22 protein-coding genes and 1 pseudogene are annotated in these 26,990 nt (G+C 61.8%); 9 read left to right on the top strand and 14 right to left on the bottom strand.

The window, feature by feature from the left end; translation table 11 throughout:
* Positions 1-36: 36 nt before the first annotated feature.
* The 6 genes from PVE73_RS18195 to PVE73_RS18170 form a co-directional block, all read right to left on the bottom strand.
* On the bottom strand, positions 37-942 hold the full coding sequence (locus PVE73_RS18195) for an ATP-binding cassette domain-containing protein (RefSeq protein ID WP_277363595.1): 906 nt from the start codon (positions 940-942) through the stop codon (positions 37-39).
* On the bottom strand, positions 939-1,955 hold the full coding sequence (locus PVE73_RS18190; protein WP_277363594.1) for an ABC transporter ATP-binding protein: 1,017 nt from the start codon (positions 1,953-1,955) through the stop codon (positions 939-941). Before PVE73_RS18190 ends, PVE73_RS18195 begins: the two co-directional genes overlap by 4 nt.
* The gene (locus PVE73_RS18185; protein WP_277363593.1) at positions 1,955-2,809 is read right to left on the bottom strand and encodes an ABC transporter permease; all 855 of its coding nucleotides are present in this window, start codon (positions 2,807-2,809) and stop codon (positions 1,955-1,957) included. Before PVE73_RS18185 ends, PVE73_RS18190 begins: the two co-directional genes overlap by 1 nt.
* A gap of 10 nt (positions 2,810-2,819) precedes the next feature.
* Positions 2,820-3,740 (bottom strand): ABC transporter permease, encoded by a 921-nt coding sequence (locus PVE73_RS18180; protein WP_277363592.1) that lies wholly within the window; start codon positions 3,738-3,740, stop codon positions 2,820-2,822.
* Positions 3,741-3,757: 17 nt separating this feature from the next.
* The gene (locus tag PVE73_RS18175) at positions 3,758-4,600 is read right to left on the bottom strand and encodes an alpha/beta hydrolase (protein ID WP_277363591.1); all 843 of its coding nucleotides are present in this window, start codon (positions 4,598-4,600) and stop codon (positions 3,758-3,760) included.
* A gap of 174 nt (positions 4,601-4,774) precedes the next feature.
* A complete protein-coding gene (locus PVE73_RS18170; RefSeq protein ID WP_277363590.1) occupies positions 4,775-5,407 on the bottom strand; it encodes a GntR family transcriptional regulator in 633 nt (210 codons plus the stop codon).
* 158 nt (positions 5,408-5,565) lie between these two features.
* On the opposite strand from PVE73_RS18170, the gene PVE73_RS18165 reads away from it, so the two are divergent.
* The 3 genes from PVE73_RS18165 to PVE73_RS18155 are packed head-to-tail and all read left to right on the top strand — an operon-like array spanning position 5,566 to position 10,340.
* Positions 5,566-7,653, top strand: a complete 2,088-nt coding sequence (locus PVE73_RS18165; RefSeq protein ID WP_277363589.1) for a hydantoinase/oxoprolinase family protein — start codon at positions 5,566-5,568, stop codon at positions 7,651-7,653.
* The gene (locus tag PVE73_RS18160; RefSeq protein ID WP_277363588.1) at positions 7,650-9,314 is read left to right on the top strand and encodes a hydantoinase B/oxoprolinase family protein; all 1,665 of its coding nucleotides are present in this window, start codon (positions 7,650-7,652) and stop codon (positions 9,312-9,314) included. The genes PVE73_RS18165 and PVE73_RS18160 overlap by 4 nt, the downstream gene beginning before the upstream one ends.
* A 3-nt stretch (positions 9,315-9,317) precedes the next feature.
* Positions 9,318-10,340, top strand: a complete 1,023-nt coding sequence (locus PVE73_RS18155) for an NAD/NADP octopine/nopaline dehydrogenase family protein (RefSeq protein ID WP_277363587.1) — start codon at positions 9,318-9,320, stop codon at positions 10,338-10,340.
* Here the strand turns inward: PVE73_RS18155 and PVE73_RS18150 are convergent, their stop codons facing one another.
* Complete coding sequence (locus tag PVE73_RS18150; protein ID WP_277363586.1) at positions 10,341-10,823, bottom strand: Lrp/AsnC family transcriptional regulator; 483 nt, start codon at positions 10,821-10,823, stop codon at positions 10,341-10,343.
* A 96-nt stretch (positions 10,824-10,919) separates the two neighbouring features.
* Here PVE73_RS18150 and PVE73_RS18145 point away from each other — a divergent pair, with 96 nt between their 5' ends.
* Together PVE73_RS18145 and PVE73_RS18140 are read left to right on the top strand one after the other, a co-directional pair.
* Positions 10,920-12,368, top strand: a complete 1,449-nt coding sequence (locus tag PVE73_RS18145) for an aminotransferase class V-fold PLP-dependent enzyme (protein WP_277363585.1) — start codon at positions 10,920-10,922, stop codon at positions 12,366-12,368.
* A gap of 155 nt (positions 12,369-12,523) precedes the next feature.
* The gene (locus tag PVE73_RS18140; RefSeq protein ID WP_277363584.1) at positions 12,524-12,862 is read left to right on the top strand and encodes a LysR substrate-binding domain-containing protein; all 339 of its coding nucleotides are present in this window, start codon (positions 12,524-12,526) and stop codon (positions 12,860-12,862) included.
* 560 nt (positions 12,863-13,422) lie between these two features.
* Here PVE73_RS18140 and PVE73_RS18135 read toward each other — a convergent pair.
* Positions 13,423-14,427 carry an AraC family transcriptional regulator gene (locus PVE73_RS18135; protein ID WP_277363583.1) on the bottom strand — a complete coding sequence of 335 codons (1,005 nt, stop codon included), beginning with the start codon at positions 14,425-14,427 and terminating at the stop codon, positions 13,423-13,425.
* Here PVE73_RS18135 and PVE73_RS18130 point away from each other — a divergent pair.
* Positions 14,426-15,223, top strand: a complete 798-nt coding sequence (locus PVE73_RS18130) for an SDR family NAD(P)-dependent oxidoreductase (protein WP_277363582.1) — start codon at positions 14,426-14,428, stop codon at positions 15,221-15,223. The genes PVE73_RS18135 and PVE73_RS18130 overlap by 2 nt on opposite strands.
* Positions 15,224-15,247: 24 nt before the next feature.
* Here PVE73_RS18130 and PVE73_RS18125 read toward each other — a convergent pair whose 3' ends face one another.
* Both PVE73_RS18125 and PVE73_RS18120 read right to left on the bottom strand, forming a co-directional pair.
* Positions 15,248-17,752 (bottom strand): glycosyltransferase family 39 protein, encoded by a 2,505-nt coding sequence (locus tag PVE73_RS18125; RefSeq protein ID WP_277363581.1) that lies wholly within the window; start codon positions 17,750-17,752, stop codon positions 15,248-15,250.
* Between the two features lie 352 nt (positions 17,753-18,104).
* Entirely contained in the window at positions 18,105-18,359 is a 255-nt protein-coding gene (locus PVE73_RS18120; RefSeq protein WP_277363580.1) for a hypothetical protein, read from the bottom strand.
* Positions 18,360-18,884: 525 nt separating this feature from the next.
* Between PVE73_RS18120 and PVE73_RS18115 the strand changes: the two genes are divergently transcribed.
* The 3 genes from PVE73_RS18115 (at position 18,885) to PVE73_RS18105 (ending at position 22,566) form a co-directional block, all read left to right on the top strand.
* Positions 18,885-19,622 (top strand): response regulator transcription factor, encoded by a 738-nt coding sequence (locus tag PVE73_RS18115; protein ID WP_277367500.1) that lies wholly within the window; start codon positions 18,885-18,887, stop codon positions 19,620-19,622.
* Positions 19,622-21,013, top strand: coding sequence for an ATP-binding protein (locus PVE73_RS18110; protein WP_277363579.1), 1,392 nt, complete (start codon positions 19,622-19,624; stop codon positions 21,011-21,013). The genes PVE73_RS18115 and PVE73_RS18110 overlap by 1 nt, the downstream gene beginning before the upstream one ends.
* A gap of 410 nt (positions 21,014-21,423) precedes the next feature.
* The gene (locus tag PVE73_RS18105) at positions 21,424-22,566 is read left to right on the top strand and encodes an amidohydrolase family protein (RefSeq protein ID WP_277363578.1); all 1,143 of its coding nucleotides are present in this window, start codon (positions 21,424-21,426) and stop codon (positions 22,564-22,566) included.
* A gap of 735 nt (positions 22,567-23,301) precedes the next feature.
* Here the strand turns inward: PVE73_RS18105 and PVE73_RS18100 are convergent.
* The 4 genes and pseudogenes from PVE73_RS18100 to PVE73_RS18085 all read right to left on the bottom strand — a co-directional run.
* Positions 23,302-24,084 (bottom strand): efflux RND transporter permease subunit, encoded by a 783-nt coding sequence (locus tag PVE73_RS18100; RefSeq protein WP_277363577.1) that lies wholly within the window; start codon positions 24,082-24,084, stop codon positions 23,302-23,304.
* Between the two features lie 142 nt (positions 24,085-24,226).
* Positions 24,227-25,456 carry a sodium/glutamate symporter gene (locus tag PVE73_RS18095; protein WP_277363576.1) on the bottom strand — a complete coding sequence of 410 codons (1,230 nt, stop codon included), beginning with the start codon at positions 25,454-25,456 and terminating at the stop codon, positions 24,227-24,229.
* A complete protein-coding gene (locus PVE73_RS18090) occupies positions 25,453-26,130 on the bottom strand; it encodes a ZIP family metal transporter (protein WP_277363575.1) in 678 nt (225 codons plus the stop codon). The genes PVE73_RS18095 and PVE73_RS18090 overlap by 4 nt, the downstream gene beginning before the upstream one ends.
* A gap of 661 nt (positions 26,131-26,791) precedes the next feature.
* Positions 26,792-26,983, bottom strand: a pseudogene (locus PVE73_RS18085) (tyrosine-type recombinase/integrase); the annotation flags it as partial.
* Between the last annotated feature and the right edge of the window lie 7 nt (positions 26,984-26,990).

Here is a 26,990-nt window from a genome sequence, read left to right as displayed (position 1 = left end):
GTCTCGCTTTGGGTGAAGGTTACGGGTGATGTCGGCTCATGAAAGGACAAGATGGTCGGGTGAGACCTCGCGCAGTGCCTGCTCGGGCTTCGGGCCGTGAACGGCGAGATTGAACTTGACATGGCGGCGCTGCCGCTCGATGCGTGGATCGGGTACCGGGATCGCGCTGAGCAACGCCTGTGTGTAGGGATGGCGCGGATCCTCGAAAAGCTGCTCCGCCGGCGCCATTTCCACGATGCGTCCGCGCAGCATGACGGCGACGCGATGGCAGAGATAGCGCACCATCGACAGGTCGTGCGCGACGAACAGGTAGGCCAATCCCATCTGTTCCTGGAGGTCCTGGAAAAGATTGATGATCTGTGCCTGGATGGATACGTCGAGCGCGGTGATCGGCTCGTCGGCCACGATAAAGCTCGGCCGCAGCGCAACCGCCCTTGCGATGTTGACGCGCTGGCGCTGGCCGCCTGAAAATTCGTGCGGATAACGCGACATGAAGGACGGGTCTAGCCCGACGAGCCGGAACAATTCGGCGGTGCGGTCGCGTCGTTCGGCCCTGGAGCTTTTCGTGTGGATGAGGATCGGCTCTTCCACGAAGTCGCCCACCGTCATGCGCGGGTTGAGCGCCGAGTAAGGGTCCTGAAAGACGATCTGCATTTCCTGCCGGAAGCGCTTCATTTCCGAAGGTTTGAAGCCGGTTATGCTTTCGCCCTTGAAACGGACCTCGCCGGAGGTCAGCGGTTCGAGCTGGAGGAGAACCCGGCCGGTCGTGCTTTTGCCCGAACCGGATTCGCCCACCAGACCCAGCGTTTCGCCGGGCGCGATGTCGAAGCTGATGTCGTCGACGGCCCGCAGGGAAAATCCGCCGCCGAACAGCCGCTTCCGGCCACCATACTGCTTGACCAGGTTGCGAACCGCGACGAGCGGCTGGGGAACGGCCGTCATGCCTGTGCTCCCTCGCGCTTCGCCAGCAAGGCCGGGAGATTGTACCATGCCGCGACCAGATGGCCCGGAACGCTGCCGTCAACCTGCCGCAGCGGCGGCACCTCCTCGAAGCAGCGCGGCGTGGCGAACTCGTTGCGGGGGGCGAACGGATCGCCCTTCGGCGCGGCAAGCAGGTCCGGCGGCTGGCCGGGTATCTGATAGAGCCGCCTTGTGCTGCGCGTCTGCCCGTGAGGGAGGGAGCGCAGCAGACCCCAGGTGTAGGCGCTGTGCGGCTTGTGGAAGATCGGATCGGCCGGGCCGCGCTCCATGATCCGGCCGCCATACATCACCTGCACGGTGTCGGCGAGGCCGGCCACCACGCCCATGTCGTGCGTGATCCAGATGACGGTGGTGCCGAACTTCTCCTTCAGGTCGCGCACGAGATCGAGCACCTGCGCCTGCACGGTCACGTCCAGCGCAGTGGTCGCCTCGTCGGCGATTAGCAGCTGTGGGCTGCAGGCAATGCCGATAGCGATCATCACCCGCTGCCGCATTCCACCCGAGAATTGGAAGAGATAGTGGCCGATGCGATCCTCCGCGAAGGGAATGCCGACCAATTCGAGCAGTTCGATGGCTCGCTTGCGTGCTGCCGGTTTCGACAGGTTCTCGTGGCGGACGAGCGGTTCGCAAAGCTGCCGTTCGACCGTGAGCACCGGGTTTAGCGCCGTCATCGGGTCCTGGAAGACGAAGCCGATCTGCTTTCCGCGAATATCCCGCAACTCGCGCTCGCTCATCGTCAGGAGGTTGCGGCCGCGAAACAGGACCTCGCCGGAAACGATCCGCCCCGGCGGTCGCGGCAGCAGACCGAGCATGGCAAGCGCATGGACGCTCTTGCCCGAGCCGCTTTCGCCGACGATCCCCAGCGTCTCGCCTTCCTCCAGCGTATAGGAAACGTCGTTGACGGCGTGCACTGTCCCAGCCGGCGTGTCGAAGACCACGCTCAGATTACGGACTTCCAGGAGCGGTGTACCCATCACAGGTTCCTCTGGCGGGGATCGAAATAGTCGCGCAGCCAGTCACCCACCAGGTTCACGCTCAGAACCGTCAGAACGATGGCAAGACCGGGGAAGGTGACGACCCACCAGGCTGTGTTCATGTAGGTGCGCCCGTCGGCAAGCATGCGGCCCCAGCTCGGGGAAGGAGGCTGAAGCCCGAGCCCGAGGAAGCTCAGCGCGGCGTCCATGATGATAATGCGCGCGAGTTCCAGCGTGGCGACGACGACGGCCGGGGTGACGATGTTGGGAAGGATATGACGGAACATGATGCGCGCGGTGGATGCGCCGATGGCGACCGTCGACAGCACGAATTCCCGCTCGCGAACGGCCAGCACCTGGCCGCGCACGATGCGGGCGTACCGTATCCAGCTCGTGAGGGCGAGAACGATGACGAGATTGGTCATCGACGGGCCGAACGCCGCAACGACAAGCAACGCCAGAAGCATCAGCGGCAGCGCAAGCTGGATGTCGACCAGCCGCATCAGGATCGTATCCGTGATGCCGCGCAGATAGCCCGCAACGATGCCGAGGACCACACCGACGATGCCGCCGAGGATCACCGCCATGCCCGCGATCGCCAGCGTCGCGCGCGAGCCGTAGACAACACGGCTGAGGATGTCCCGGCCGAGCTGGTCGGTGCCTAGCGGGTGCGCGCCGGGGTTGAACAGATCGGTCCAAGTCGGCGCCTCGAGCCGCGCAGTCAGGCTGCTCTTGACCGGGTCGTGCAGGCCCAGCCATGGCGCGGCCAGCGCGACGACGACGAAAAGACAAAGGATCGTCCAGCCGAAAAGTCCGGCACGCGAGCGAATCAGGGCGGAGAAGAACTGTTTCACGTCTGATGTCCTATCGGCGCTCGCGTATGCGCGGATCAAGGAAGCCGTAAGCGAGATCGATCAGCAGGTTGATGGCGACGAAAATGAAGGCGATCAGCATCACGCCGGCCTGGATCACCGGAAAATCCTTGGTCTCGATCGCCTGGATGATGAGGCGCCCGATGCCCGGCCACGCAAAGACTGTCTCCGTGACGACGGAACCGCCGAGCAGCTCACCCATGATGATGCCGATCATCGTCACCACCGGGATCAGAGCGTTGCGCGCGACGTGCCAGACGAAGATGGTGCGCGGCATCAGGCCCTTGGCGCGGGCGGTGCGTACATAGTCCTCCCGCAGCACGTCCAGCAGGCTCGACCGCAGCAGGCGCGCGATCGACGCGCAGACGAAGATCGCCAGCGTCAGTGCCGGCAGGACCGTGTGGGCGAGCGTGCCGCGGCCGCCCGTCGGCAGCCAACCGAACTCCACCGCGAACAGCAGGATGAACATGATGCCGAGCCAGAAAACCGGCGTCGCCTGCCCCAGAAGGGCGAAGATCATCACCACCAGCTCCGCCAGCCTTCCGCGATTCAGGGCGGCGATGGTGCCGGCCACCAGCCCCAGCAGCGTGCCGAGGATGATTGCCGAAAACGCAAGCTCCAGTGTTGCGGGCATGCGTTCCAGCACGACCTCCATGGCCGGGCGCTGGAACTGGAACGACATACCGAAATCGCCCTGCACGATCATCGCAAGGTAGTGGAGATACTGCTCGACCACCGGCCTGTGCAGACCGAACTGCTCGCGCAATGCATCGAGTTGCGCTTCGGTAGCGCCGATCGGTAGCAACAGCGTCGCGGGATCGCCCAACACACGTGTCACGAAGAAAACGATCGTCAGGACACCCCATACCGCTATGAGGGCCTCCGCGATCTTTGACAGGAAATATCGAGCCATCCCGGTCTCTTCAGAACTTAGCCGGCACTGCGCGCCAGGAAATCGCGCGCAGCGGAAATGACGATGTCGTTCGCCTCGACGTGGACTGCATGGTTTGCGCCCGGCACCTCGAAGAGTTCCGCATTCGGCACTTGGTCGGCGATCAGCCTGGAGTGGTTCGGCGTGCAGATCCAGTCTTCCGCCCCGACGATCACCAATGTGGGGACCTGTATCTCGGGAAGCCGGTCTCGCAGGTCGTAGCTGCGCTCCTTGAACAGCGCGTTGTGGGTTTCGGCGTGCAGATGCATCGTGCGGGTGCGCTCGAGAGCCGCGTCCGGATCGAATTTCTCGAAGTAGAGCGGCTGCAGAGCAAGCCAGATCAACCGCAGTTCGGTGTCGTCGACCACCGTGTCGGAAAACATCTTGCGCAGCATCCCCTCGGATGCGCTTGACGCCTTGTGCAGCCGCGCGCGGAATGTTTCGAAGGCGTCGTCCTCGTTGTGGTGGCTGGGCGCGGTTCCCCGCAGGATGAGCCGCGAGAGCCCCTGCGGGTACTTGACCGCATAGGTGAGCGCGATCATACCCCCGAAAGAGCCGCCTTGAAGGATAATCCTGCGGCCGCCGCACAGCGTCTGCCGGAACGCCTCGACGTCGTCGGCAAGCTGCTCGAACGTATAAGGAGGCGTGAGGCTGGTCTGGCCGCAGCCGCGCTGGTCGTACGCGATCAGTCTGTAGGTGTCCGACAGCGCGGACCAGGCGTTGAACTCGCCGTGGCGGTCGCCGATGCCGCGCCCGCCGTGCAGCGCGATGATCGGCTCGGCGTCGGCGGAACCGGCCTCGTCATAGACGAACGTTGCGCCGTTCAGTGCGACAGTAGGCACGAAGCGTCCTTTCAATAGGAGAGCGGCAAACCGCAACCGATGTTCCCGGACCGCCGACAGTCGCCGGAGCCTCTTCTTGTTCCCTAAAATAAGAACCTCATATGGCGCCAATTTCAAACAAAATTTTTCTCTTCTGCGATGATTCTTTGAACTGAAGCGAAAAATGCAAAGAAATCAGCGCCCGGCTTCCGACGGATAGGTGACGTGGCTTTCGGTGATGGCGCGCAGGCGCTCCGCGTCGCGCAGGCGCAAGGCTTCCACCATCTCGAAATGTTCGCGTGCGGAGCGTTCGAGGCGGGTCGGGGTATTGTTCGCGCGTTGAACCGAGATCGGAACGCGCAGGCGCAGATCCCAGATAATCTCCACCATCACCTGGTTCTTGCAGGAGCGCAGCAATTCGCGATGGAACGCATGGTTCGCTTCGTCCTGCTGCAGTACGGTGCCGGATTTGATGGAATCGGCGAAAAGGCTTGCAAGGTATGACAATTTGGCGATTGAGTCGTCGCTGATATTGGCCACGAGATTGTCGCAGACCGACATTTCCACATAGGCGCGTGCCTGCATGATCTCGCGCACGGCAGTCTGGTCGACCGACGGTACGTAGTAACCCCGGTTCGGGACGTGCTGGACGATCTTCCGCGTCTGGAGCTGCTCGAGCGCGTGCCGGAGGGACAGACGCGTGCAGCCGTACCGCTCCTCCAGATCGATCTGCTTCAGCCACATGCCAGGCGCCAGAACGCCCTGGTAGATGTCGCGCTCGATGATGTCGGCAAGGCGCCCCTGGGTCGAAGTCGTTTCCTGCTTCATGCATGTCTCTTTTGTTGAATTGTCACTCTAGCACGCGTGGATCGGCTTGACAGTCCCCAAATTTGGCGCCAATTTCTGCAACAGGAGCACCTGTCGGTCGCTTCGCTGCTAACTTTAGGCCCGCGCTCCCTGCGGGGCCAATGCGAGGACGCTTTCCTTTGTCTCAGGACAACTCCCAGCCCTCTTCCGCCCGGTTGCGCGTCGGCGTCGATTCGGGCGGCACCTTCACCGATGTCTGCGTGTTTGACGAAAGCACCGGCGACGTTCTGGTCTGGAAGGTGTCCAGCACGCCGCGCGACCCCTCCGAAGGCATCGCTACAGGTATCGAGCAGGCGCTCGGGGAGTTGGGCGGCGAGGCCGCTCGCGGGGCGGTAGCCTATTTCGGTCACGGCACGACGGTCGGTACCAATGCGCTGATCACCGGCAACGGTGCCGACACCGGCCTTATCACCACCGCCGGTTTCCGTGACATCCTTGAAATACGGCGTCAGAAGCGGCCCGATCTCTACGATTTGCAGACAGTGAAGCCGCCAGTTCTCGCCAGCCGCGACAAGCGGCTGGAGGTGCGCGAGCGCATCCTGTTCGACGGCACGGTGCAGACCGAGCTGAACGAGGGCGACGTACGTGCGGCGGTTCGCAAGCTGAAGCAGGACGGCGTCGGCGCCGTGGCGATCTGCACGCTTTTCTCCTTCATCGAGCCGAAACACGAGGCGCGTATCCGCGCCATCGTCGAGGAGGAGTATCCCGGGGCCTTCATCTCGGTCTCGCACGAGATCGCGCCCGAGTTCCGCGAATATGAGCGCCTGTCCACCACGGTGGTCAACGCCTATCTCGGGCCGATCATGCGCGCCTATCTGGATCGTCTCACGCCGCGTCTGGAGGCCATCGGGGTTCATGCCGAGCCGCATCTCACGCAGAGCAATGGCGGCGTCATCTCCTGCGAGACGGCCAAGGCGCAGCCGGTCCGCACGGTGCTGTCCGGACCGGCCGCGGGTGTGATGGCGGCTTTGACCATTGGTCGCTCGACAGGCTACGACAACCTCATCACCTTCGACATGGGCGGCACGTCCAGCGACGTGTCGCTGATCGATCGCGGTCGTCCGCAGATGGCCAACGACATCGAGGTTCACGGCTACCCGCTCAAGGTGCCGATGTTGGACATTCACACCGTGGGCGCCGGCGGCGGCTCCATCGCGTATGTCGACAACGGCCTTCTCAAGGTCGGCCCGCGCTCGGCAGGCGCATCTCCGGGACCAGTGTGCTACGGCCTCGGCAATGACGAGCCGACTGTCACCGACGCCAATGTCGTGCTTGGGATACTCAACCAGACGCACCTGCTCAACGGCCGCATGGCGATCGATGCTTCCGCTTCCCGCGCGGCGGTCGAGCGGCTGGCCGAAAAGCTCGGCATCGGTGTCATGGACGCGGCGCAGGGCATCATCCGCGTCGTCGTCGCCAACATGGCCAAGGCCATTCGCGTCATTTCGGTCGAGCGCGGTTACGATCCGCGCGACTATGTCATGCTCGCCTTCGGTGGCGCCGGCCCCATCCATGCTGCCCGCCTCGCAGCCGAGCTCGACATTCCGCGTGTCATGATCCCCAAGCATCCCGGCATCATGTGTGCCCTGGGGCTGTTGCAGTCCGACCTGCGCACCAATCTCGCCCTGACGCGGATGATGGCGCTCGGGTCGGATTCGCTTGCACCTCTGGAAGCCGGCTTCGCTCAACTTCGGGAGCGCGCCGACGACTGGTTCGCAGCCGAGAAGATTCCCGCTGGCGATCGCCGCCTCAACCGTGCCGTCGACATGCGCTACGGCGGACAGGGCTACGAGCTGACCGTGGATTGGCCGGAGGATGCTTCTCCCGAGACGGTTCTCGATGCGTTGCGCCGGAACTTCGAGGACGCGCATCGCCAGCTCTACGGCTATGTCGCCGACGAGGAGCCGATCCAGATCACGACCCTGCGCGCCGAGGCGATCGGCCTGGTTCCGAAAGCCGAGCAGAAGTCTTATCCGCCGGCAACCGGCGACGTCGCTGCGACCGTCATCGGCACGCGCAGCGTCTGGCTGCCGGAAATGGGTGCAGTCGTCGACGTGCCGCTCTACGATCGCGAGCGCCTCCAGCCTGGCCACGTGGTCAAAGGGCCTGCCGTCATCGAGCAGATGGATTCCACCACGCTCGTGCTGCCGGCGCAGGCCGCCACCGTCGACGCCTATCTCAACCTGATGCTCGAGGCCTCCGGATGAACAAGCTCCTCTCAGTCTCGGAAACCGCGTCCGTGCAACTCGATCCCGTAACCACGGAGGTCGTCGGCAGCGCGCTGATGACGATTGTCGAGGAAATGGGCAAGGCCATCGTGCGCGCCGCCTATTCGGCCAACATCAAGGAGCGGCAGGACTGCTCCACGGTGATCTTCGACACTGAAGGCCGCACGCTAGCGCAGGCCGAGCGCATTCCCGTGCATCTGGGCTCGCTGCTCGGCATCTCGGAATGGGTGATGAAGAATGTCGATCTGTCGACGGTCGAGCCGGGCGACGTCTTCATCGGCAACGATGCCCATACCGGCGGCGGCACGCATCTCAACGACATCGTCTTTCTTGAGCCGGTCTTCTTCGAGGAGAGGCTGGTGGCGTGGGTAACGAACCTCGCGCATCACTCCGACTTCGTCGACCGCGGCCACGACCATATCTATCAGGAAGGTCTGCGCATTCCGCCGATCCGCCTCTACCGCAAGGGCGTGCTGCAGCAGGATATCATGGATCTGGTGCTGCTGAACTGTCAGGTCCCGCACGAGCGCATCAACGATTTCCGCGCCCAGATGGCGGCCAATCGGCTGGGCGTCCAGCGATATCAGGCACTGTGCTCAAAGTACGGCGAGCATGTCGTGCGCGCGGCAGGTGCCGAGGTGCTGGACTACGCCGAGCGCAAGACCCGCACCGGCATCGCCACCATCCCGGACGGCGTGTACTTCAACGAATGTCGTTTCGATACGCCCTCCTACGACCAACTGCTTGACCTCAAGGTGAAAGTCGAGGTCAAGGGTGACGAGATTACGATCGACCTGCGCGACAATCCCGCGCAGGTTCGCGCCGGCATCAACATGGTCTACACGGCCACGCTCGCCACGGTCTATTTCGCCGTCAAGTCGCTGGTTGATCCGGGCATTCCGGCCAATTCCGGCTTCCATCGTCCCATACACGTCATTGCGGATGAAGGCTCCGTCTTCAACGCGGTCTCGCCCGCAGCCGTTTACACCCGCACCGACATCGGTCAGCGGCTGGTGGACATGATCTTCGCAGCGCTTTCCGCCGCCATCCCCGAGCGCATCTGCGCGGCCTGCACGGGCGGTGGCCTGATGACGTTTTCGGGCATGCACCCGCGCACCGGCCGCTTCTACGTCTATAACGAGATGTGCGGCGGCAGCATGGGCGGACGCGCCGCGCAGGACGGGCTTGACGGCGTGCAGGTGCACACCACCAACACCGCCAACATTCCCATCGAGGCGCTCGAATTCGAGCATCCCGTCATGGTCGAGCGCTATGAGCTGGTGCAGGACTCCGGCGGCCCCGGCAAATGGCGCGGCGGCATGACGATGCGCCGGCAGATCCGCGTGCTCGACCATACCGCGACAGTCAATGCCGGCGGCACCAATTCGATCATCCCGCCGTGGGGTCTGTTCGGCGCCCATGACGGTCGCACCACCAATGTCGAGCTGGGCGAGGGCGTTGCGGCGCTGAAGAACCGCAACGGCCGCGTCGGTCCGGGCCGGACGCTGGCGATGGTCGCATCGTCGGGTGGCGGCTACGGCAACCCGAAGGAGCGCGACCGCGACCTCGTCCGGCGAGACCTGAAAGAGGAGCGCATCTCGCTTCAGGCCGCCCGCGACATTTACGGGCTGGACGTCTGAACGATGCGGGTGGCAATTCTCGGGGCAGGGGGCGTCGCGCTCGCAATGGCGGCCATGCTCGAGCAGGCCGGCCACACGGTGGCGGTCTGGTCGCCGTCGGGAGCGAGCATCGGCGAGCTCGCGACGTCCGACCTTGTCACTACCGGCGTCATCGAGCACCGGTTGCGTGTTGCCTTCGTGCCTACGGCCGCCGAAGCGGTGAAGGAGGCGAATGTGATCATCGTCGCCTTGCCTGCCAACGGCCATCGCAACGTCTTCGACGCTGCGCTGCCGCATGTCGCGCCCGGCCAGACGGTCATCGTCAGCGCGCAATTGTCGATGGGCGCGCTCTATCTCGCGCAGCGTCTCGAACAGCGCGGGGTGGACGTGACGGTGATCGCATTTGCTACCACCGTGCTCATGGGGCGCCGCTCCGGCCCGGATACCGTCGCCATCGGCGGTATCCGCAACCTTCTGGAGATCGCGGTCCTGCCCGAGCATCGGGCGTCGGAGGGGCTGCAGACCTGCCGCGCGCTGTTCGGCGACCGCTTCCGGCTTGCCGCCAACCTTACCGCGATCGCGCTCAGCAACCTCAATCCGCCGATCCACATGGCGAGCGCCCTGTGCAACTTCACCCGCATCGAGAAGGCCGAGTACTGGGCCAACTACGACGCGATCACGCCGTCTGTCGCGCGCTTCATCGAGGCGCTCGACGCCGAGCGGCTGGCGGTTGCCGCTGCGCATGGCGTGTCGGTGCGCAGCGTCGAGGATCACTACCGCCTGACCTTCGGCTTTGCGGAAGGCATGAGTGTTGCCGAGATGGCGGCGGCCGTCCACGAAAAGCGCAAGGGGCCCCCCGGTCCGACATCGCTCGAAACCCGCTTCGTCACCGAGGACGTGCCCTTCGGCATCGTGCAGGTGATCGACCTCGCAAGGGAAAAGAGCGTGCCCGTTCCGCTTCACAAAGCCGGGGTGGCGATCTTCTGTGCGCTCTACGGGCGGGATTTCCGTGCCGAGAACGACCTCCTTCCGGCCATACACCGATAGTCACCGGATCTGCAGCACGTCCACGGGGCGCTCGTCAATGATCTCTTCCATCGAGAAGAAACCGGTGACGGTTGCAAGGTCGAAATCGGTGGTCAGCCGCTTGTAGAAGGCGTCGTAGCCCTTCATGCCGCGCGTCACCACCTTGACCAGATAGTCCCAGTCGCCGCCGATCCGATAGAAGCCGGTGACCTCCGGCAGCCGCTCGACATGGCTGCGGAAGCGGGTCGCCCATTCGACGGAGTGGTGGCGGGTGCGAATCATCACGAAGACGGTGAGGTCGAGGCCGAACGCCTCCAGGTTCACTCGCGTCTGCATGTCGCCCAGAATGCCCTCGGCCCGAAGCCGCTGAAGCCTGCGCCAGCAGGCGTTTTGCGACAGGCCGACCCGCTCCGCCAGCTCGCGCTGGGACAGCGAGGCGTCCTTTTGCAGCTCGCGCACGATCTTTCGATCAATCATATCAATTGTGGGAAAATTATCGTTCATATGAACGATAATAATGTGTTCATGGCTCAAAACAAGTGAGGTTTCTTCGCTTCAGCGGTGATATTGAAAGAAAAATCCCTTGGTATGGAGATCATTGTGAGCCTCGCCGCTGAAAACCCGTCCCCGCTAGCCGATTTCCGCGCGAGGCTTGCGGCCGAGAGCGCAGTCGCCGTCTTGCGCAGAGGGCTGATCGGCGAAGACGCGGTTGTGCCGGGGCCGTTCGGTGAGAAGCGTCTCGTCTATGCCGACTATGTCGCGTCCGGCAGGGCGCTGATGCAGGTCGAGGAGTTCGTACTGCGCGAGTTGCTGCCCTATTACGCCAACAGCCACACGGAGGCGTCCTTCTGCGGCGGCTATGTCACCCGGTTGCGCCGCGAAGCGCGCGCTACCATTCTCCGCTTCTGCAATGCCGGCGCCGCGCACGCGGTGATCTTCGCCGGCAACGGTGCCACGACCGGCATCAATCGCCTCGTAAATCTTTTGGGCGTCCGGCAGACCGCTGCCGCGGGTGCCGGCGCACGCGTCATTATCGGCCCCTACGAGCATCATTCCAACATACTGCCGTGGCGCGAAAGCGGGGCGGAGATCGTCGAGATCGAGGAGGCGCCCGGTGGCGGTCCCGATCGCGACCGCCTGGAAGCCGTGCTTCATCAGCCCTCGGCGCCGGAATTGACAGTTTGCTCCTTTTCGGCCGCCTCCAACGTCACGGGCATCGTCGCCGATGTCCGCGCCATCTCGCGGCAAGTGAAGGCGGCCGGCGCGCTGATGGTGTGGGATTATGCCGGGGCGGGGCCATATGTGCCGATCGACGTGGCCGATTACATCGACGCCGTCGTCGTCTCACCGCACAAATTCGTCGGCGGCCCCGGCGCCTCGGGCGTCCTGATCGTGCGGCGCGATGCCGTCGTGGCCGACAAGCCGACATGGCCGGGCGGAGGCACGGTCTCCTTTGTCTCGCCCTGGGGGCACGATTACAGTGCCAGCCTTGAGGCGCGGGAGGAGGCGGGAACGCCGAACGTCATCGGCGACATCCGCGCCGCTCTGGCCTTTCTCGTCAAGGAGGCGATCGGTGCGGACTTCATGGCAGTGCGCAACGAATGGCTCGCCGGCCGTGCAATGCGACGGCTTCTCGACATACCGAATCTCGAGATGCTCGGCTCTACGACCGCCACGCGCCTGCCGATCTTCGCGTTCCGTATCCGCGACGGGCACGGCGGGCATGTGCATCAGCAACTGGTGACCCGGATGCTGAGCGACCGTTTCGGTATCCAGGCCCGCGGCGGCTGCGCCTGCGCCGGACCCTACGTCCATCGCCTGCTGGGCATCGACGAGGTCCGCTCCAACGGGCTGCGGGCGGCGATCCGGTCGGGGCAGGAGATCGAAAAGCCCGGCTTCACGCGCTTCAATCTTAGCGTGCTGCTTTCCGACGAGAAGGTCGACTATATCCTCGATTCGATCGCTACTCTTGCGGACGATGTGGGAGCCTACGTTCCCTTCTACGAGGCCGATCCCGCGCGCGCGATATTCTCGCCACGGGGCCCGTAAAGAAGGGGAAACTGCAGGCGGGCTCAGCCGAAGCACTGGGATTGGCAAGCTCGACAATTCCTCGCCTTCGCTGATTAGCCGCGTCGGGTTATGGCCGCAGTGAAGTGGCTTGGAACAACGTTCCTCTTGTTCAGTGACGGACCCGAAGCCGCCGGATGCTGGTCAGCCAGCCATTTGCGGCCTTCAAGCGGCAGTTCTGCCACGAGTACGCCGTCGACTTGCCCGGCCATGCCGATCACGCAGAGCTTGCGCGATGCTTCGGCGCTGACCGACGAGTAGAAGCGCGGTATTTCCCATGTTGCAAGTCATGCATCGCCCCCGGGATTTCAATTGATGTGCGTCCCTGGTCTTCGGGAACGCTTGATGATCTCGAGGAAGGACGGGTGGACTTTGGTCTTTATACCGATGATCCATTGCCCCCAGGCTTTAAATTTCAGCCATTGTTTAAGGAAAACTATGTCTGCCTCGCTCGGCGCGACCACCCAACATCGTGATAGCGGCGGAAGAGTGACGAGTGCTGAATTGGCTGGGTTTCCGCGCGTGCTCCTCCGCCACCCGGACGGCACGGGAACAGATTGGAAGATATTCTTGCCAGCCATGGGCAATCGGCAGCAGCTGGCAACTTTGTAACGCCCTATTTTCTCTATGGCCCATTGTGGCTGACTCCGACCATGTCCTATGTATGCCACGACGCGTGGCGGAACAGGTCGCTGGCATCGCGAAATTGCACCTCATCGATTTCCCGGAAGCCGAAGAATTCGCTTATTGCATGGTGTGGCATGATCGATCCTCCGACGATTCTTGCCTGCGCTGGGTTCGCGAACGCGTCGTCTCCGTTTTGAGCTGAAATGAACTTTGTGCAGCCAATTTCCCCACTGAGAGACATGCAGAACGGGAACGCTCTTGTGCGGACTCTGTCGAACTTCCGCAGAGATTCAACTCAAGTTCTATGCCTTCAAATTTTCTTGGAGAACACGCAAAGAGTCGCCCAACAAGCCGGCGCCCCCCTTTCGAGATTGCTCCCTCTTTCAAGAGACACGCGCGGCGAGCCCCATCAAGCGATGGCGCCTTCGAATTCCTCTGCCGCCCTGCCAGCGGATGCCGCAGCCGCCTCGCGCGCATAGCGTACCGGGGATACACCCACGCTTCGCGCGAAGGCCACGCTGAAGGCGCTGGCCGAGCTGTAGCCGACTTGCCGGGCAATTACGCTCACGCTCAGCTCCCGCTTACGCAGGAAGTCCTTGGCCAAAGTCAGCCGCCACGCTGTCAGGTACTCCATCGGCGCCATTCCCACTGCGCTCTGGAATCGGTCGTGGAAGCCCGATCTCGACACCGCCGCCTCACGCGCCAGTTCTGCCACCGTCCAGCCGCGCCCGGGCTCCGCATGCATGGCCCGAATTGCCACTGCCAATCGCTCGTCCGACAGGCCGCGCAGCAACCCCGGGGAGTTGCCCGGTTCGGCTGTTGTCCGCAACGCCTCGATCAGCAGCACTTCAAGGAGATGCTGCAACACGACCTCCCGCCCCGGCTTATTCCCCACAGCCTCCTCGCCCAGCAACTGCATCAGCATGGCCAGGCGGTGCTCGCCACGCACGACCACTAGTTTGGGCAACAGCGAGGATAGCAAGACCGCATCCTCGGACTGGAAGATACAGTAACCGACAAGCGCCCGCATATCGGTCGGACCATCGACGCTGCCGACGCGATATCCGCCTCCGGGCAGGATTACCGGATCTGTCACCATGTCCTTGTCGCTGCTGGGCACAGCGCTCCACATCATGAAGTCCTGCGCCGAAGGGATGAGGATGAAGTCGCCTGCATTGACGATCACCTCGCCGCTCTGGTGATCCCAATAACGCACGCTCCCCTTGAGCACGGCGACGTAATAGGGATTGGGCGACTGCGTCCGCCGCACTCGCCACGGTCCTGAGCCAGTGACGCACTTGGAGAACGGCGCGCCCGGGTGCAGTAAACCGATAATCTGCGCTAGGGGATCGGCCATTATGGACTCGCACGAAATTTTCTTGGACGTTTGAATATAGAACGTCCAGACGCCCATGGCCATGTCCTGTTGGTCCAATCAGCAACAGGATCAGATCATGACCTCAAACTCCCGCATCGCCCTCGTCACCGGCGCCAATCAAGGCATCGGGCTCCAGATCGCAACCGACCTCGCCGCCAGCGGCCTCACCGTGCTGCTCGCCTCGCGCAACCTCGAACGCGGCAAGGCCGCAGCTCAAACCATCGACGGAGATGTTCAGCCCATCCAACTCGACGTGACCGACAAGGCTTCGATCGATGCCGCGTTCGCACAAGTCGAACAGCAGTTCGGCCGCCTCGACATCCTCATCAACAATGCTGCCATTTCCCGCGCCAATAGTCAGGAAAGCGAGACCATGCACGACTACATCCAGCGCTCGCGCGCGACGCTGATTTCGCTCGATGAAGTGCGCACCATATGGGAAACCAATGTCTTCGGCGTCCTCGCCGTCACCCAGGCCTTCGTTCCCCTGCTGCGCAAATCGGAAGCCGCACGCATCGTCAACGTCTCAAGCGCCCTCGGCTCGCTCACCATCAATTCCACGCCCAATCCCTATCGGGCGACATTTAATCCGGGCTATGGCGCCTCCAAAACCGCGCTCAACGCCATTACCTTGGCATTTGCCATCGATCTCGAATCCGAAGGCATAAAGGTCAATGCGGTGACCCCAGGTTTCACCAGCACCGCGCTCAACAATTACGAAGGCACCGAGACCGTCCAGCAAGGGGCTGCCGAAGCCGTTCGTGTCGCCCTCAGCAGCGAAGACCCAACCGGTACCTTCACCGGTTCGGTCAAGGAAACCTACCCTTGGTAGTCGGCCCGGAGACGGGAGCGGGCGTCAATCGGGGTGCCGGAATCCGTAGCCGATCCTGTAAAAGAAACGTCCCACCACGGCGCCGTTCTTTCGCACCGCCTGCCGCTCGACCGGGCCGATGGTCTCAAACCATGCGGACAATCCGTCATCGGAAACGCCGGCTTCCTTGACGCTGACCATGATTACGTCGCGTCCGTCGGAGGAGCGGTTGGAAAACCAGGTGTCGAACATGAGGCCGTTGCGGCCGAAAAGGTTCTGACTTGTAACGTTTTCCAACGCGGCCGGCCCTGTGCTGTAAAAGCCGAGCTCGCTCGCGATGTTGTAAGTGTCCATGCCGACAAGCAGCGGCGGTTGACCGGTTTCGGCTTCCACGCTCGCCTTGATCCGCTCCGCCTCCGCGCCAAATTCTTCCCAGGCCACTGGCAAGCCGCGCAGCTTGCCGGTATGGCCGATCAAGGGCAGGCCCAGAGCGACGTAGTGAAACAGTAGCGTGAACGCCACAATGCTGACCGCCGTGGTGATCTGCAGGGAAGCCATGAAACGGGGTTTGTCGCCCTTCTTTATTGCTTTGGCAACCACATTGGCCATGGCAGGCACCAATGCCAACCAGACCGGCCCAGTCCAGTTGAGCTTGACTGAGTGGAACAGGCTGTAGAAGACGAAAACCGAAAGCGGCGCCAGTGTGAAGACGATGACGAACATGCCGGCTTCCCGCAGAAAAGTCCTCGCCGGGAGCCGGACCATCCGGCTGCCTGCATGTCCGGCAAGGGAGATCCCGATCGGGCCCAGCAGCGCCGCCATGAACAGCACCAGGGTAGGCATCGAAAATTCAAGGTCGTCCTGGAACCATCGCCTGCTTCCCTGAAAGTGAAAGGAAGCCCAGTCGTGGTTCGCGTTCCATGCAATCACCGGGGTAAACAAGACCGCCACCACGCCCGCGCAGAGGTAAGGCCATATTGTGAGGAGCCACCGTCGAGACTGCGGATGGACGAGCAGATAGACCAGCGTCGCAGGGCCCAGCAATGCAATCGTGTATTTCGACAGCATGCCAAGGCCCACGCAGAGTCCGGCGCCAAGCCAGGCCTTGGCATCTTTCGCCCGCAACGCACGCTCCAGGAAATACAATGCTCCCGCCCAGGCGGCCGTAAGCGGTGCATCAGGCGTGGTCAGGATCCCGATGAGGAAATAGAACGGGAAAACCGACAGCAGCATCAGAGCCAGAAACGCGGCAGTCTGTCCGAAGAGATTCTTCGTAAGCCGAAACATGAAATAGGCGGTCGTCAGCCAGGTGAAGGTTGCCACGATGCGAACGCCGAATTCGGAATCGCCGAAAACGGACGTTCCCAGCCATATCAGCCACGCCACCATCGGCGGATGATCGAGGTAACCCAATGCGGGATGCTGGGCGTAGTTCCAGTAGTAAGCCTCCTGAGGGATCAGGTCTATGCTGCCCTGATAGACGATCCTCAGGGCCACGGCGTAGACGGCTATGGCGAAAGCCGCCAGTCTCCATCGGGCCGCTGAAGACAGGAACCGGTCATTCCTGAATACATAGAACTCGTTGCCGATGTAGCTGACGACCCCGCCGCCCGCGATGCCCGCAATCACCACGGCGAAGAAGGGAAGACCGAGATCGGTCGCCGCCGCGATGAAGCCGCCGCGCAAGGCAATGGCCATGGCCGACACGAGAATGAACCGCGCGAACTGCGATTTCTCCCGCGGACGATCCTGGAACGACCATTTCATGTGACCAAGATAATTGAACGCCGCCGAGATGCAGAAGCCGGAGACATGAGCGATGGCGATGCTGGTGCCGAGAGACTGCAGAACCGCGACCACAAGAAAGTCCATGAGGAACCCGGCCATGCCGACCAGCGCAAAGCGATGCATGGCGACCGCTGAGGTGGTGCCCCTGGAAAACCGCAGCAGTTGGTTGATGTAGGCGATCGTCTGACTGGCGCCTATTTTCGACGTTCCATGAACCCTGTCGGAAAATGAAATCGGCACCTCGCATACCCTGATGCCGTCGCCGCCGGCGACTATCGCCTCCAGTCCGATCTTGAATCCTTCCGCATCCGCGCCCGCAGCCAGGAGACATGTTCGTCGTATCGCGAAAAAGCCCGACAGCGGATCCTGGATATCGGTAAAGGGCGCCGCGAGCGCTGCGCCGAGGCGCGAAAGCGCCTGGCGCGGGAAGGGCCAGTCGACCGTTGCACCACCGGCAACATACCGGCTGCCGATCGCTATGTCGTATTCGCCTGAAGCTACGGCGTCCACGAGGGAAGTAATCGCTGAAGCCGGATGGCTTCCATCCGCATCGAGCACAACGACAATCGGAAATCTGGCGCTCAACGCCGCGGCACGGACATCTTTGGCCAACCCGCCGCCGCCAATGTTTCCAAGTAGGCGAACGGGTCGATCCTTCTCCCAGCAGGCCACCCTTTCGCGCGTACCATCGGTCGACCCTCCATCTGTGACGATGATTTCAAAATCAAAGCGCCCGCCGATATTCTCGATGATGGCGCGCAAGGTCCGGTCGATGTTCTCCGCCTCGTTCAACGTGGGGACGATGATTGAGACGGACGACTGGCGGGTATGAACGTCAGGCGACGGTCTCGGATGAGAATTCATACAAGACTCCAGGTGGAATTGGCCGGCGCGCGATCGGTGATCGGGCCGCGCTGCCGCCTAGACCTAGCCGGCTTCCCGACCGGACGGTGTTAAGTCTTGTTGAGCTTTGCTTGGATTTGTTGCGCCCGGACCGGGATGGATCCCGGCCACGCAGGCCGCTTTCCCGCGAGCCAATGCTCGCGGGTGCCGACGGTTATTTCGCGACTGTCCGGGAGGTGCGATTTTGAGCCAATCGCGGATTGATTGACGTCTATGTCTTGTCAGGATTCCAGAGGGGCAATTGGCCATCGGGAAATGCATAGACGTGCCGACGCGGGTTTCCGGACCCGTCGGCGGTGGGGATCTTGCCAACCTTAATCGGGTGCCCGTTACAGATCCCTTGTGCCTGGGCTGCTTCCAGAAGCAGCCTCTCCATCTGTCCAACAGATACTCCGTCAGCTTGCATCAATTGTAAGATGAGCGGGTCGTCCAGGATGTCGGCTATCGTTATTTCATCATGGACCATGAGTGCCTCCGGGCGTGATTCGCCCTAGATGAAGACAGCGAAGAGCTTTGCGATGTCAAAACCGCGACAAAACCGAGGCGTTCAGTGAAGTTTTTGTTTCCGAACCTCGGTGCTGGTGGCACGGCAGATGTCGACCTTGGTTTCCGATCGGGTTTAACCCGCGCAAGAAATCTACGGGTGTAGGGAATTGTACATTGGCCGCAGTTGGAGCGGTTGCATGCGGGCGGATTTTATCACTTTCTGCTAAATTCGAATGAAAAAACCAAGAACAATAAAATTAAATCATCACATATTAGGATGGAATATTCTATAAAAAAGTCAGATGAACTTGGGTTATCGTGGAAATCACACATAAAACTTTGATCAAGAAGGATTGCATTAAATCTGGCGCTTGTTCGGCATTTCTCGCGTCTTTTATCTTCTTAACATAACTAAACAACTTGCACCTGTAACTTCGGGTGTGTTTCTGCGACAATGAAGCACGAGATCCCAGCCATCGCCGATCACGCTTTGCAGAGAAAACACATGACAGTTCACCATCGCGGCGCGCCGGAAACCGTGTTCCGTATTCTTCTCGTCGAGGACGACGAGGAGATGGCCGCCATGGTCGTTGAGATGTTGCGGGAGAACGGTCTGGAGGCTGTTGCGGTTGGCTCAGCCGCCAACATGGACGCCGCCATGAGAAAGCAATCCTTCGATCTGGTTGTGCTTGATGCCATGCTGCCTGGCGAAGACGGCTTCAGCATCTGCCGCCGGCTGCGGGCATCATTGACGATCCCGATCGTCATGCTCACGGCGCTCGGCGATGAAATTAACCGCATTGTCGGTATCGAGCTCGGCGCGGACGATTACGTCACCAAGCCGTTTCATCCGCGTGAACTCATCGCGCGCATCAAAGGCCTGTTGCGGCGCGCGTCCTATGGAGCCGATCAGTCCTTGCGACAGACCCCAATGCGCTTTGCGGGATGGCAGATCGATCCGATCCAGCGGCAACTCATCAATCCGGAAGGTGTGCACGTCTCGATGACCACGGCCGAGTTCGATATTCTTCTCGCACTCTGCCAGAATCCGGGACGGGTCATGACGCGTGAGCAGCTTCTGCGGCTGACCCACGCCGGCCTTGCCGGTTCGGTCGAGCGCAGCATTGATGTTCACATCAGCCGCGTCAGGCAGAAGATTGAGCAGAATGTCCGCGAGCCGTCCTTCATCAAGACGGTCCGTTTGGGCGGCTACATGTTCACCCCGAAAGTCGAGGGCTGCTGATGAGCAAGCGCTTTAGGGGCGGATCGATTCGTCGCCAGATCGTGGCCCTGGCCATCGGCCCGATCATTTGCCTCGTCATCCTGAGCGCGATTTCCGATTGGTTGCTGCGGGAAGACCTGGAGAGCATCTCCTATGCCCGGGCGACGGCATCGAAGATCGAGTCGATCATCGATCTGGTACGCGCGTCCACTTCCCCCGGGCAGAAGGCGGCGATCCTCGATGCGTCAGCAAGGACGGGGTTGCGGGTGGAGGAAGTTGCAGTGGCGGAGCTTTCCCAAAGCGAAACGGGCATTTCCTCCGAGGATGTCCGCCACACGGTGCAGGAGAATCTACCGGTCGGCTTCACGACGTCCTTTCGTTCGGAGACCGCAACCGGAAGCCTTCGCGATGTGCTGGTCGTCGGGGTCGACGAGAACCGGGCCTTGGCGTTTTTGCCCGCGCCGCCTCCTCCCGATGCATGGATCAGCGACCATGAAGTGATCATCGTGCTGGAACTGATGGGTCTAGTCCTGCCGGTGGCTCTCTTGTCGCTCTACGCGGCGCGGGTGATTGCGGCTCCCCTTATTGAATTCGCGAAGGCTGCGGAAACGTTGAAGCCCGACGACGGGCCGGACAGGCCTTTCAAAGAACGTGGCGCGGCCGAAATCAGGACATTGGCGAAGTCCCTCAATGACATGCGTAGCCGGGTCCGTCACATGATCGATGATCGCACGCGCATGTTGCGCGCGATTAGCCATGATCTTCGTACACCGTTGACCCGTCTGCGTCTGCGCGTGGAGCGATCGACGCAGCCGGAGCTCAAAGCGGCGCTGCTCAAGGACATCTCCGCTTTGAGCGATATGATCAACGATACGCTGACCTATCTCAGCAAGGATATGGCGTCTGAGAAGCCGGTGAATGCCGATCTTCCCAGTCTGTTGGCGACCGTGTGTTCTGACTTTTCCGATATCGGCTTCAACGTGACTTATACCGGACCGGAACGTTTCGCCTATCGCTGCAAACCGCGATCGCTGGCGCGCGCGGTCACCAATCTCGTCGAAAACAGCACCAAGTTCGCTGGCCATGCCATGGTGGAATTGTCAGTCCCCGAAAATGGAGCCGTGCGCATAAGCGTCATTGATGAGGGCCCGGGCCTTCTCGGCAGCTTGCGGACCCTTGTGCTGGAGCCCTTTTTCAAAGCCGATACCGCACGGACACCGGCCAGTCGCACCGGGTTCGGACTCGGGCTTTCGATCGTCGACGACATCGTGCGGGCGCATGGCGGCACGCTCGAACTTCTGAACAGGGTGCCGCATGGGCTTTTGGCACAGATCGAACTTCCCGCCGCGGGAGATGTGGCAAGCGATGCCACGTTCAATTCGTCGGCCGGTGAGCTTGCCCACGCTGAGTGATCCAGCAAAGCGGTGATAGTATTGCGTCAATGAGGCGCAAGTGAAGGAAACGAGCAACCCAAAACCAGATTCCAGCTTACGGTAGAGATAGGCTGATGGGCAGTGCGAGGTCGTGGTGAGCACTGTTGTGTTTGTCGCCCGCGATCATCGACGCCGTCGGTCGATGTACCGTGGGGGCAATACTGCATCCGGGTCGCTCCGCCCGCATGCGACGAAACAACTCTCAACAAGAGAAAACCCAACCCAACGACAAAATCGGAAAAAGTGCAGCTAGGCAGGCCCATTGATGTGTCGCCACGCCTCCAGGATGCGGCAGGCTATATCTCGGCTTCTAGCGGTTGAGATGAAGTCTTTATCAAGCGAAAGCTGCACCCAGACTGCGCAACGCAAACATCGGAGCAGAAACTGACGTGAAACAGATCGAAAAACCCCAAAAGAGCCTTGCAATGGGACGCCGCAGTTTTCTGGGTGGCGCGGCCGTGCTTGGTGTTGGTGCCGGATTGTCCGCGCCCGCCATTGTCTCCCGCGCCGCCGCGGCAGAGCCTTCGGTCATCGCGTTGCGAGACCAGGACCTGCCATTCATCGCCACGGAAGAGACCTATACCACCGACGAACTGATAGCGCTGAACGCGATTAACGATGAACATGTAGAGTACCTCGAGGAAACCGGTCTTGCCGAACTCGGCCCTGGCCGCATCGGTGCAATGGACGTGGCGGGGATCAATGTTCAAATCCTCTCCGCACATACGCCGGGCGTGCAGAATGTCCCCGGTCAGGAAGGCATCGATTTTGCGTATCGGCTCAACAAGATGATCGCCGATGGCCCGATGGCCACCTATCCGGGGCGATTCCAGGCCTATGCAACCTTGCCGCTGCAGGACCCGGAGGCATCAGCGGACGAACTGGAACGCGCCGTTCGGGAAGATGGTTTTGTGGGGGCCATGACCAATGGTTTCATTGGCAACAAATTCCTCGACCACCCCGATTTTGAGCCCATTCTGGCGCGTGCCGAGGCACTTGATGTGCCGATATACCTGCATCCAGGTTTCCCACCCGATGAAGTCTTCGATATTTACTACCGCACTACGCGTCCGGGGTATGACCAGGAGTTCCAAAACTACATTTTCAGCGGTTCAGGATATGGATGGCACCAGGAGGTGCTTACTCAATGTCTTCGACTGATCATGACTGGGGTGTTCGACAGATTCCCTAAACTGCAGATGATTATCGGCCATATGGGAGAGGGCCTTCCGTTCTACTACGAGCGTATCGTGGGAGATATGAGCGAGTCGACCGAAGATGCGCTGAATAAAACTCTCGAGCAGTACTTCAGTGACAATTTCTGGTACACAACCAGCGCGTTCTTCCAGGATGAGCTGCTTCATCTTTTGTTGAGGTACATCAGTGTGGATCGAGTGATGTTTGCAACCGATTACCCGTTTGCAGACATGAAGCAAGGAACAGACTGGTTTCGGGCAGTCGATCTGCCACGCGAGGCCAAGGAAAAAATTGCGTTCCGAAATGCAGAAAAGCTGTTCGGAATAAAGGTCTGACGCATCCGCCTCGCCGGCGTTGCGGACAGGCGTCGCCCCGTTCATCCGCCGCCGAGGGGGGCCGATGGGTGCGAGGCGCCGAACCCGATCGCGACAAGCGCCGCGTGTTCCTGCTGATAGCCGGACCCCGCAACCACCTTTACTTGATTAGCAACTTCGCCAACATCGGCCGGCCCCATGGGCCGGCCGTCCGGCGCCAAGTTATGAAGGGCGCGCCCTCCCGCAACCACTCTACAGCACGCTGGACTACGCTGTGCCTCGACTCGATGATTCAGATCAGGCCAAGATCGCTTCTGGGGCGGCCGCTTTGCTCCCCCATCGCCGCCGCTTGCAGCGATCAATTCCTTGACGCCGGCCAGTCCAGCCTCGCGAGCCGTCATTGCAATCCCTGCCAGGCTCGATCCCAGAGGGCTATGAAAAGCAGCGTGCCCTGCAGCGGATTCAGTATCCAGGGGAGCGGATATGATCCCTGCGTAGTTGCAGCATCAAGGCAATCACGCCTGCACCCAGGAGAGGCCGAATGCGAGCAGGAAAAATACCACGAGCGGATTTCGCATACTGTGTCGATCTTGGTGGTTTGCCGCGGACCAACTATCGGCGGTCCGATCCGTTCCCATCGCCGCCCTTGACCAGTGCTGAGATGGCGAAGTCACAGTCTTGCACTGCCGGCGAGTTTTGCAGCTCCATGCCTGTCACCTTACCTCTAATAGGACGTCTGAGGATCTGCTGTGCCATTCATTCTCCCGACGGCTCCGATTGCGTTGCGGAGGTGCGCTCGAAACCCAGCAGCCTCACGAGCAGCCATCTCAGCCCGTCCTTCAAGCGCTCCAAGACACTGAACAGCGATGGCACGAAGAGCAGTGATAAAAGCGTGGATAGCAACAGGCCCCCAATCACCGCGATCGCCATAGGGGCGCGGAACTCTCCGCCGGCGCCCTGCGCGAGCGCCGAAGGCACCATTCCCGCCACCATCGCCACTGTTGTCATGACGATGGGGCGGGCCCGCTTGTGGCCGGCATCCATCATCGCCGAAACACGGTCGGAACCATGCGCAGCCGCCTGTAGCGCGAACTCTACCGGCATGATGGCTTCGTTGTCACGATCCCCATCAGCATCAGAAGTCGGCGGCACGAACTCTGTTGGAAGCGACGTCGCTGAATCGATCGACGCCGCGAAGACGACGAGGCCCGCGATCAGGGTGATCGCGCGATGCCGGAGCGTCCATGCCAGGATTCGCATATAGCTCCGCGTGATCCAGCCATCACGCTCCTGGCGCCCGCTGCCGCGGCTATTGAGGAAATAGGCCGCGAACATCGGCGTGATCAGGCGTGCGGTTAGCAGCGAAAAGAGGACCGCCACTGCGACCGTGATCCCGAACTGCTTGAAGAACTGCCCAGCAATGCCGGACATGAAGCTGACGGGAGCGAACACGGCAACGATGCTGAAGCTGATCGCAATCACAGTCAGGCCTATCTCGGATGCCGCCTCCTCGGACGCCTCGTAGGCGGGCTTGCCCACGCGGATTCGGCCTCGGCCTGCGCGACTTGCGACCGCAGAGCGGCGTCGTCGAGACGTGCAAGCACCTCGCCCGCCTCGACACGATCTCCGAGAGCGGCGGCGAGTTCCTCGATCGCGTATCCCCCTGTTTCGGGGATGCTCGTTATCGAAAGATCACGAATACAAGCTCTGTCAGCAGAATGGCCGTCCATGGAAAGATGTAGAACGCGCTGAGCGGCAGGATGGCCGGCATCGGCTCGACCTCCCCAGCCTCGTCCGTGGACCGCCTGAGGAAGGACATCGCGGCGGGCCCCCAGGCCGTCGTCACCGCAACAAACGCCGTGGCGACTACGGCGGCGTAATAGGGGTCGAGGATACGGGCGAACACCGGAAAGAGCAGGGCACCGACGGCGGCGCTGCAGGAGATCACCAAAACGCCCGCAAGCAGCATCGGCGGCGAGACGTTCGCCAGCATGTGCAGCGGCACGCTCATAATGGCGTAAGTCAGCACGATACTCATCGTCGGGCCCAGAAGCAGCGCGGTCAGGGCCGTCTCGGGGAACGCCCTGGGCCCCGCGACGGGAATCCAGGCCATCCGTGTGGCGCCTCCCAACAGATAGGCAATGACTATGACCGGCACGTGATCGTCTGTGAGACCGGGTACGAGGGCCAGGAGTGCGGCCTGGATGCCGAAGGCTGCACTCACGATGATGAGGATGAGGACGACGATTGTCGTCTCCCGCTTGGCGAAGCTGCTGATGGAGACCCTGGGTGTTTCCTGGTCCTGCGCCGGAGGCTTCGGCGATCCGAAGCCTGCTCGGGAAAAGAACCGCCGTGCAAGGTAAGACGCGACAAGCGGCCCGAGAAGAACACCCAGCATCATCATCCCGCGTGCACTCGCCTCGGGATCGGCAAAAGCGGGCTGGAGCAGATCGGCGATAGGTGGCACCTGCGCAGGCGGATTGAGGTTGTAAGGCGCGCCGAGGAAGGAAAGCGGGCCTGTCAAAATCGCCGTCTCCAGCGGGCTGGGTCCCGCCTGCGCGACCAGATAGGCAGCGGCGAGCTGCAACCCGAACAGCGCAATTCCACCGCTAAGAAAGACCCCGAACGCGGGCAGACCCGCCGCAAGCACGCGGCGTGTCAGGTGTAGTCCCATGTTGGTCGTGAGGAGAGCGATGAGGAAATCGACCTCAGTACCTTGATGCGGCACCTCGATGTTCCAGCCAAACCCGCGCCCGCAGAGGATGAGGAAGGCGCCGATGAGACCGGCGGCGAGCGGTATCGGCAAGACTTCCCTGAGAAACTGCAGGTGTCGCGTAAGAGCTTGAACGAGCAGGAAGATGGCTCCGGCAACCGCGACGGCGGCATAGAAGGGGATGGGAACTGTGGTCATGAGTCGAAATAGGAGGCGAAAATGGTGAACAGGCTGAAGCCGCCGATGAGGAACGCAGCCGAGAGCCTGGTGTCCTCGGCCACCTCATGCGCCTGCTTCAGCATTTCTTCGACCGCGGCGATCAGCAGGATACCGGCGGTGAAGGCGAGGGCGGTCAGCTGCAGCGCCTCGCTCCGGTCCCGCAGCAGCCAGTAGCCAAGGCTTGCACCGGCCAGGGAGGGAAGTATCAGGGATGCTGCGACGAGCAGGCGGCGCCCGCGCGGTTGTCCCTTGTTCTTGAAATTTGCCGCAGTGGCAAATCCTTCCGGCAGGTCGGCCATGCTTTGCCCGAGTCCGAGCAACAGCGCGAGCTGCAAGGACAGGACCGAACCAACACCGATCATCAGCCCGTCACTGAAAAGGTCCACGGCGACTGCGGTATAGATCATCCAGGCGCCGGCGCTTTCCTCCCCGCCGGCCGACCGTTCGATAAGCCATTCGAGCAGGATGTAGAATGCTCCTCCGAGACACAGGCCCAAAACAACTGCCCACGGCGGCGCCGCTCCGCCGAGGCTCTCCGGTAAGAGCTCGACTGCGACGACTGCGAGGACGACGCCCGAGGCAACGTGCAAAGCTCGGCTCAACGTCCGTCGCGACGTGCCGGTCAGCTCAGCCAGCACGGTGCCGACGACCATTCCCCCTGCAGGGAGTAGCGCCAGAAGGAGGACGTTCAGATACTCAGCCATCCCTGTCAAACTGCCGCAGCAGTACCGCGTTCCCCCGAACCTCCGCTGCCGCACCTCGATCGCGCTTCACACGTATCGTGGCCGGTCGCCGTTGCCTCTGCATGATCAGGCTTGCCCGCAAGAGTTTTTCTTGTTGGCGCGTGTGACCTCAACTATTTCAGGTGGCGGCCCAAGCGGAACGCCGACCACTGCTCGTCCAGATCGCAAATAAGCTTCCCTCATGCATGGGAATCGGAAGTGGGGCCATGATGACATTTCGCCTGCAGCGGCCAGGCCGAGCGCCGCCGGCAGAAGCCGGAAACGGGCGGCGAGATTCCATGCGCTCAGGATCCCGAGATTTGCGTTTCCTTGCACTTCTCCTGACACCAGCTCCTCCTTCCGTTGCGATACTGAACCGGTTGCCACTCCCAATGTTCCTCGAAGCGATGAGCGGGCCCGCTCAGGCTTCCGAATAGGCGATGGCCGACAACGGTGCGTACGCTGCCCGGCGGCTTTCGAGCCGCGTGTGCTGCAAGACGGTCGACAGATCGGAGGTGATGACGCTCGACAGGACGTGTCGAGGGGACCTTCTCCGGTGGTTGTGCAATTCACCCGCCTCGACAATGCGGCACCAGCCGTCGCGGTGCATCACGCCTTGCTGACGTCCGACCTTCCACCACTCACGCAGAAGCGTCAGCAGGTCCGGCGACAGCATGGCGTTGCGATAGCGCCCGCCCTTGCCGCGCTCGACCCTGAGCAGCATGCGCTCGCTGTCGACGTCGGCGACCTTCAGCGTCGACACCTCGGCGACGCGTAACCCCGCTGTGCGC

Source organism: Chelativorans sp. AA-79 (assembly GCF_029457495.1).
Classification (GTDB): Bacteria; Pseudomonadota; Alphaproteobacteria; order Rhizobiales; family Rhizobiaceae; genus Chelativorans.
The sequence above is the reverse complement of the archived record's forward strand: the minus strand, read 5'-3'. Positions and strand labels throughout refer to the sequence as shown.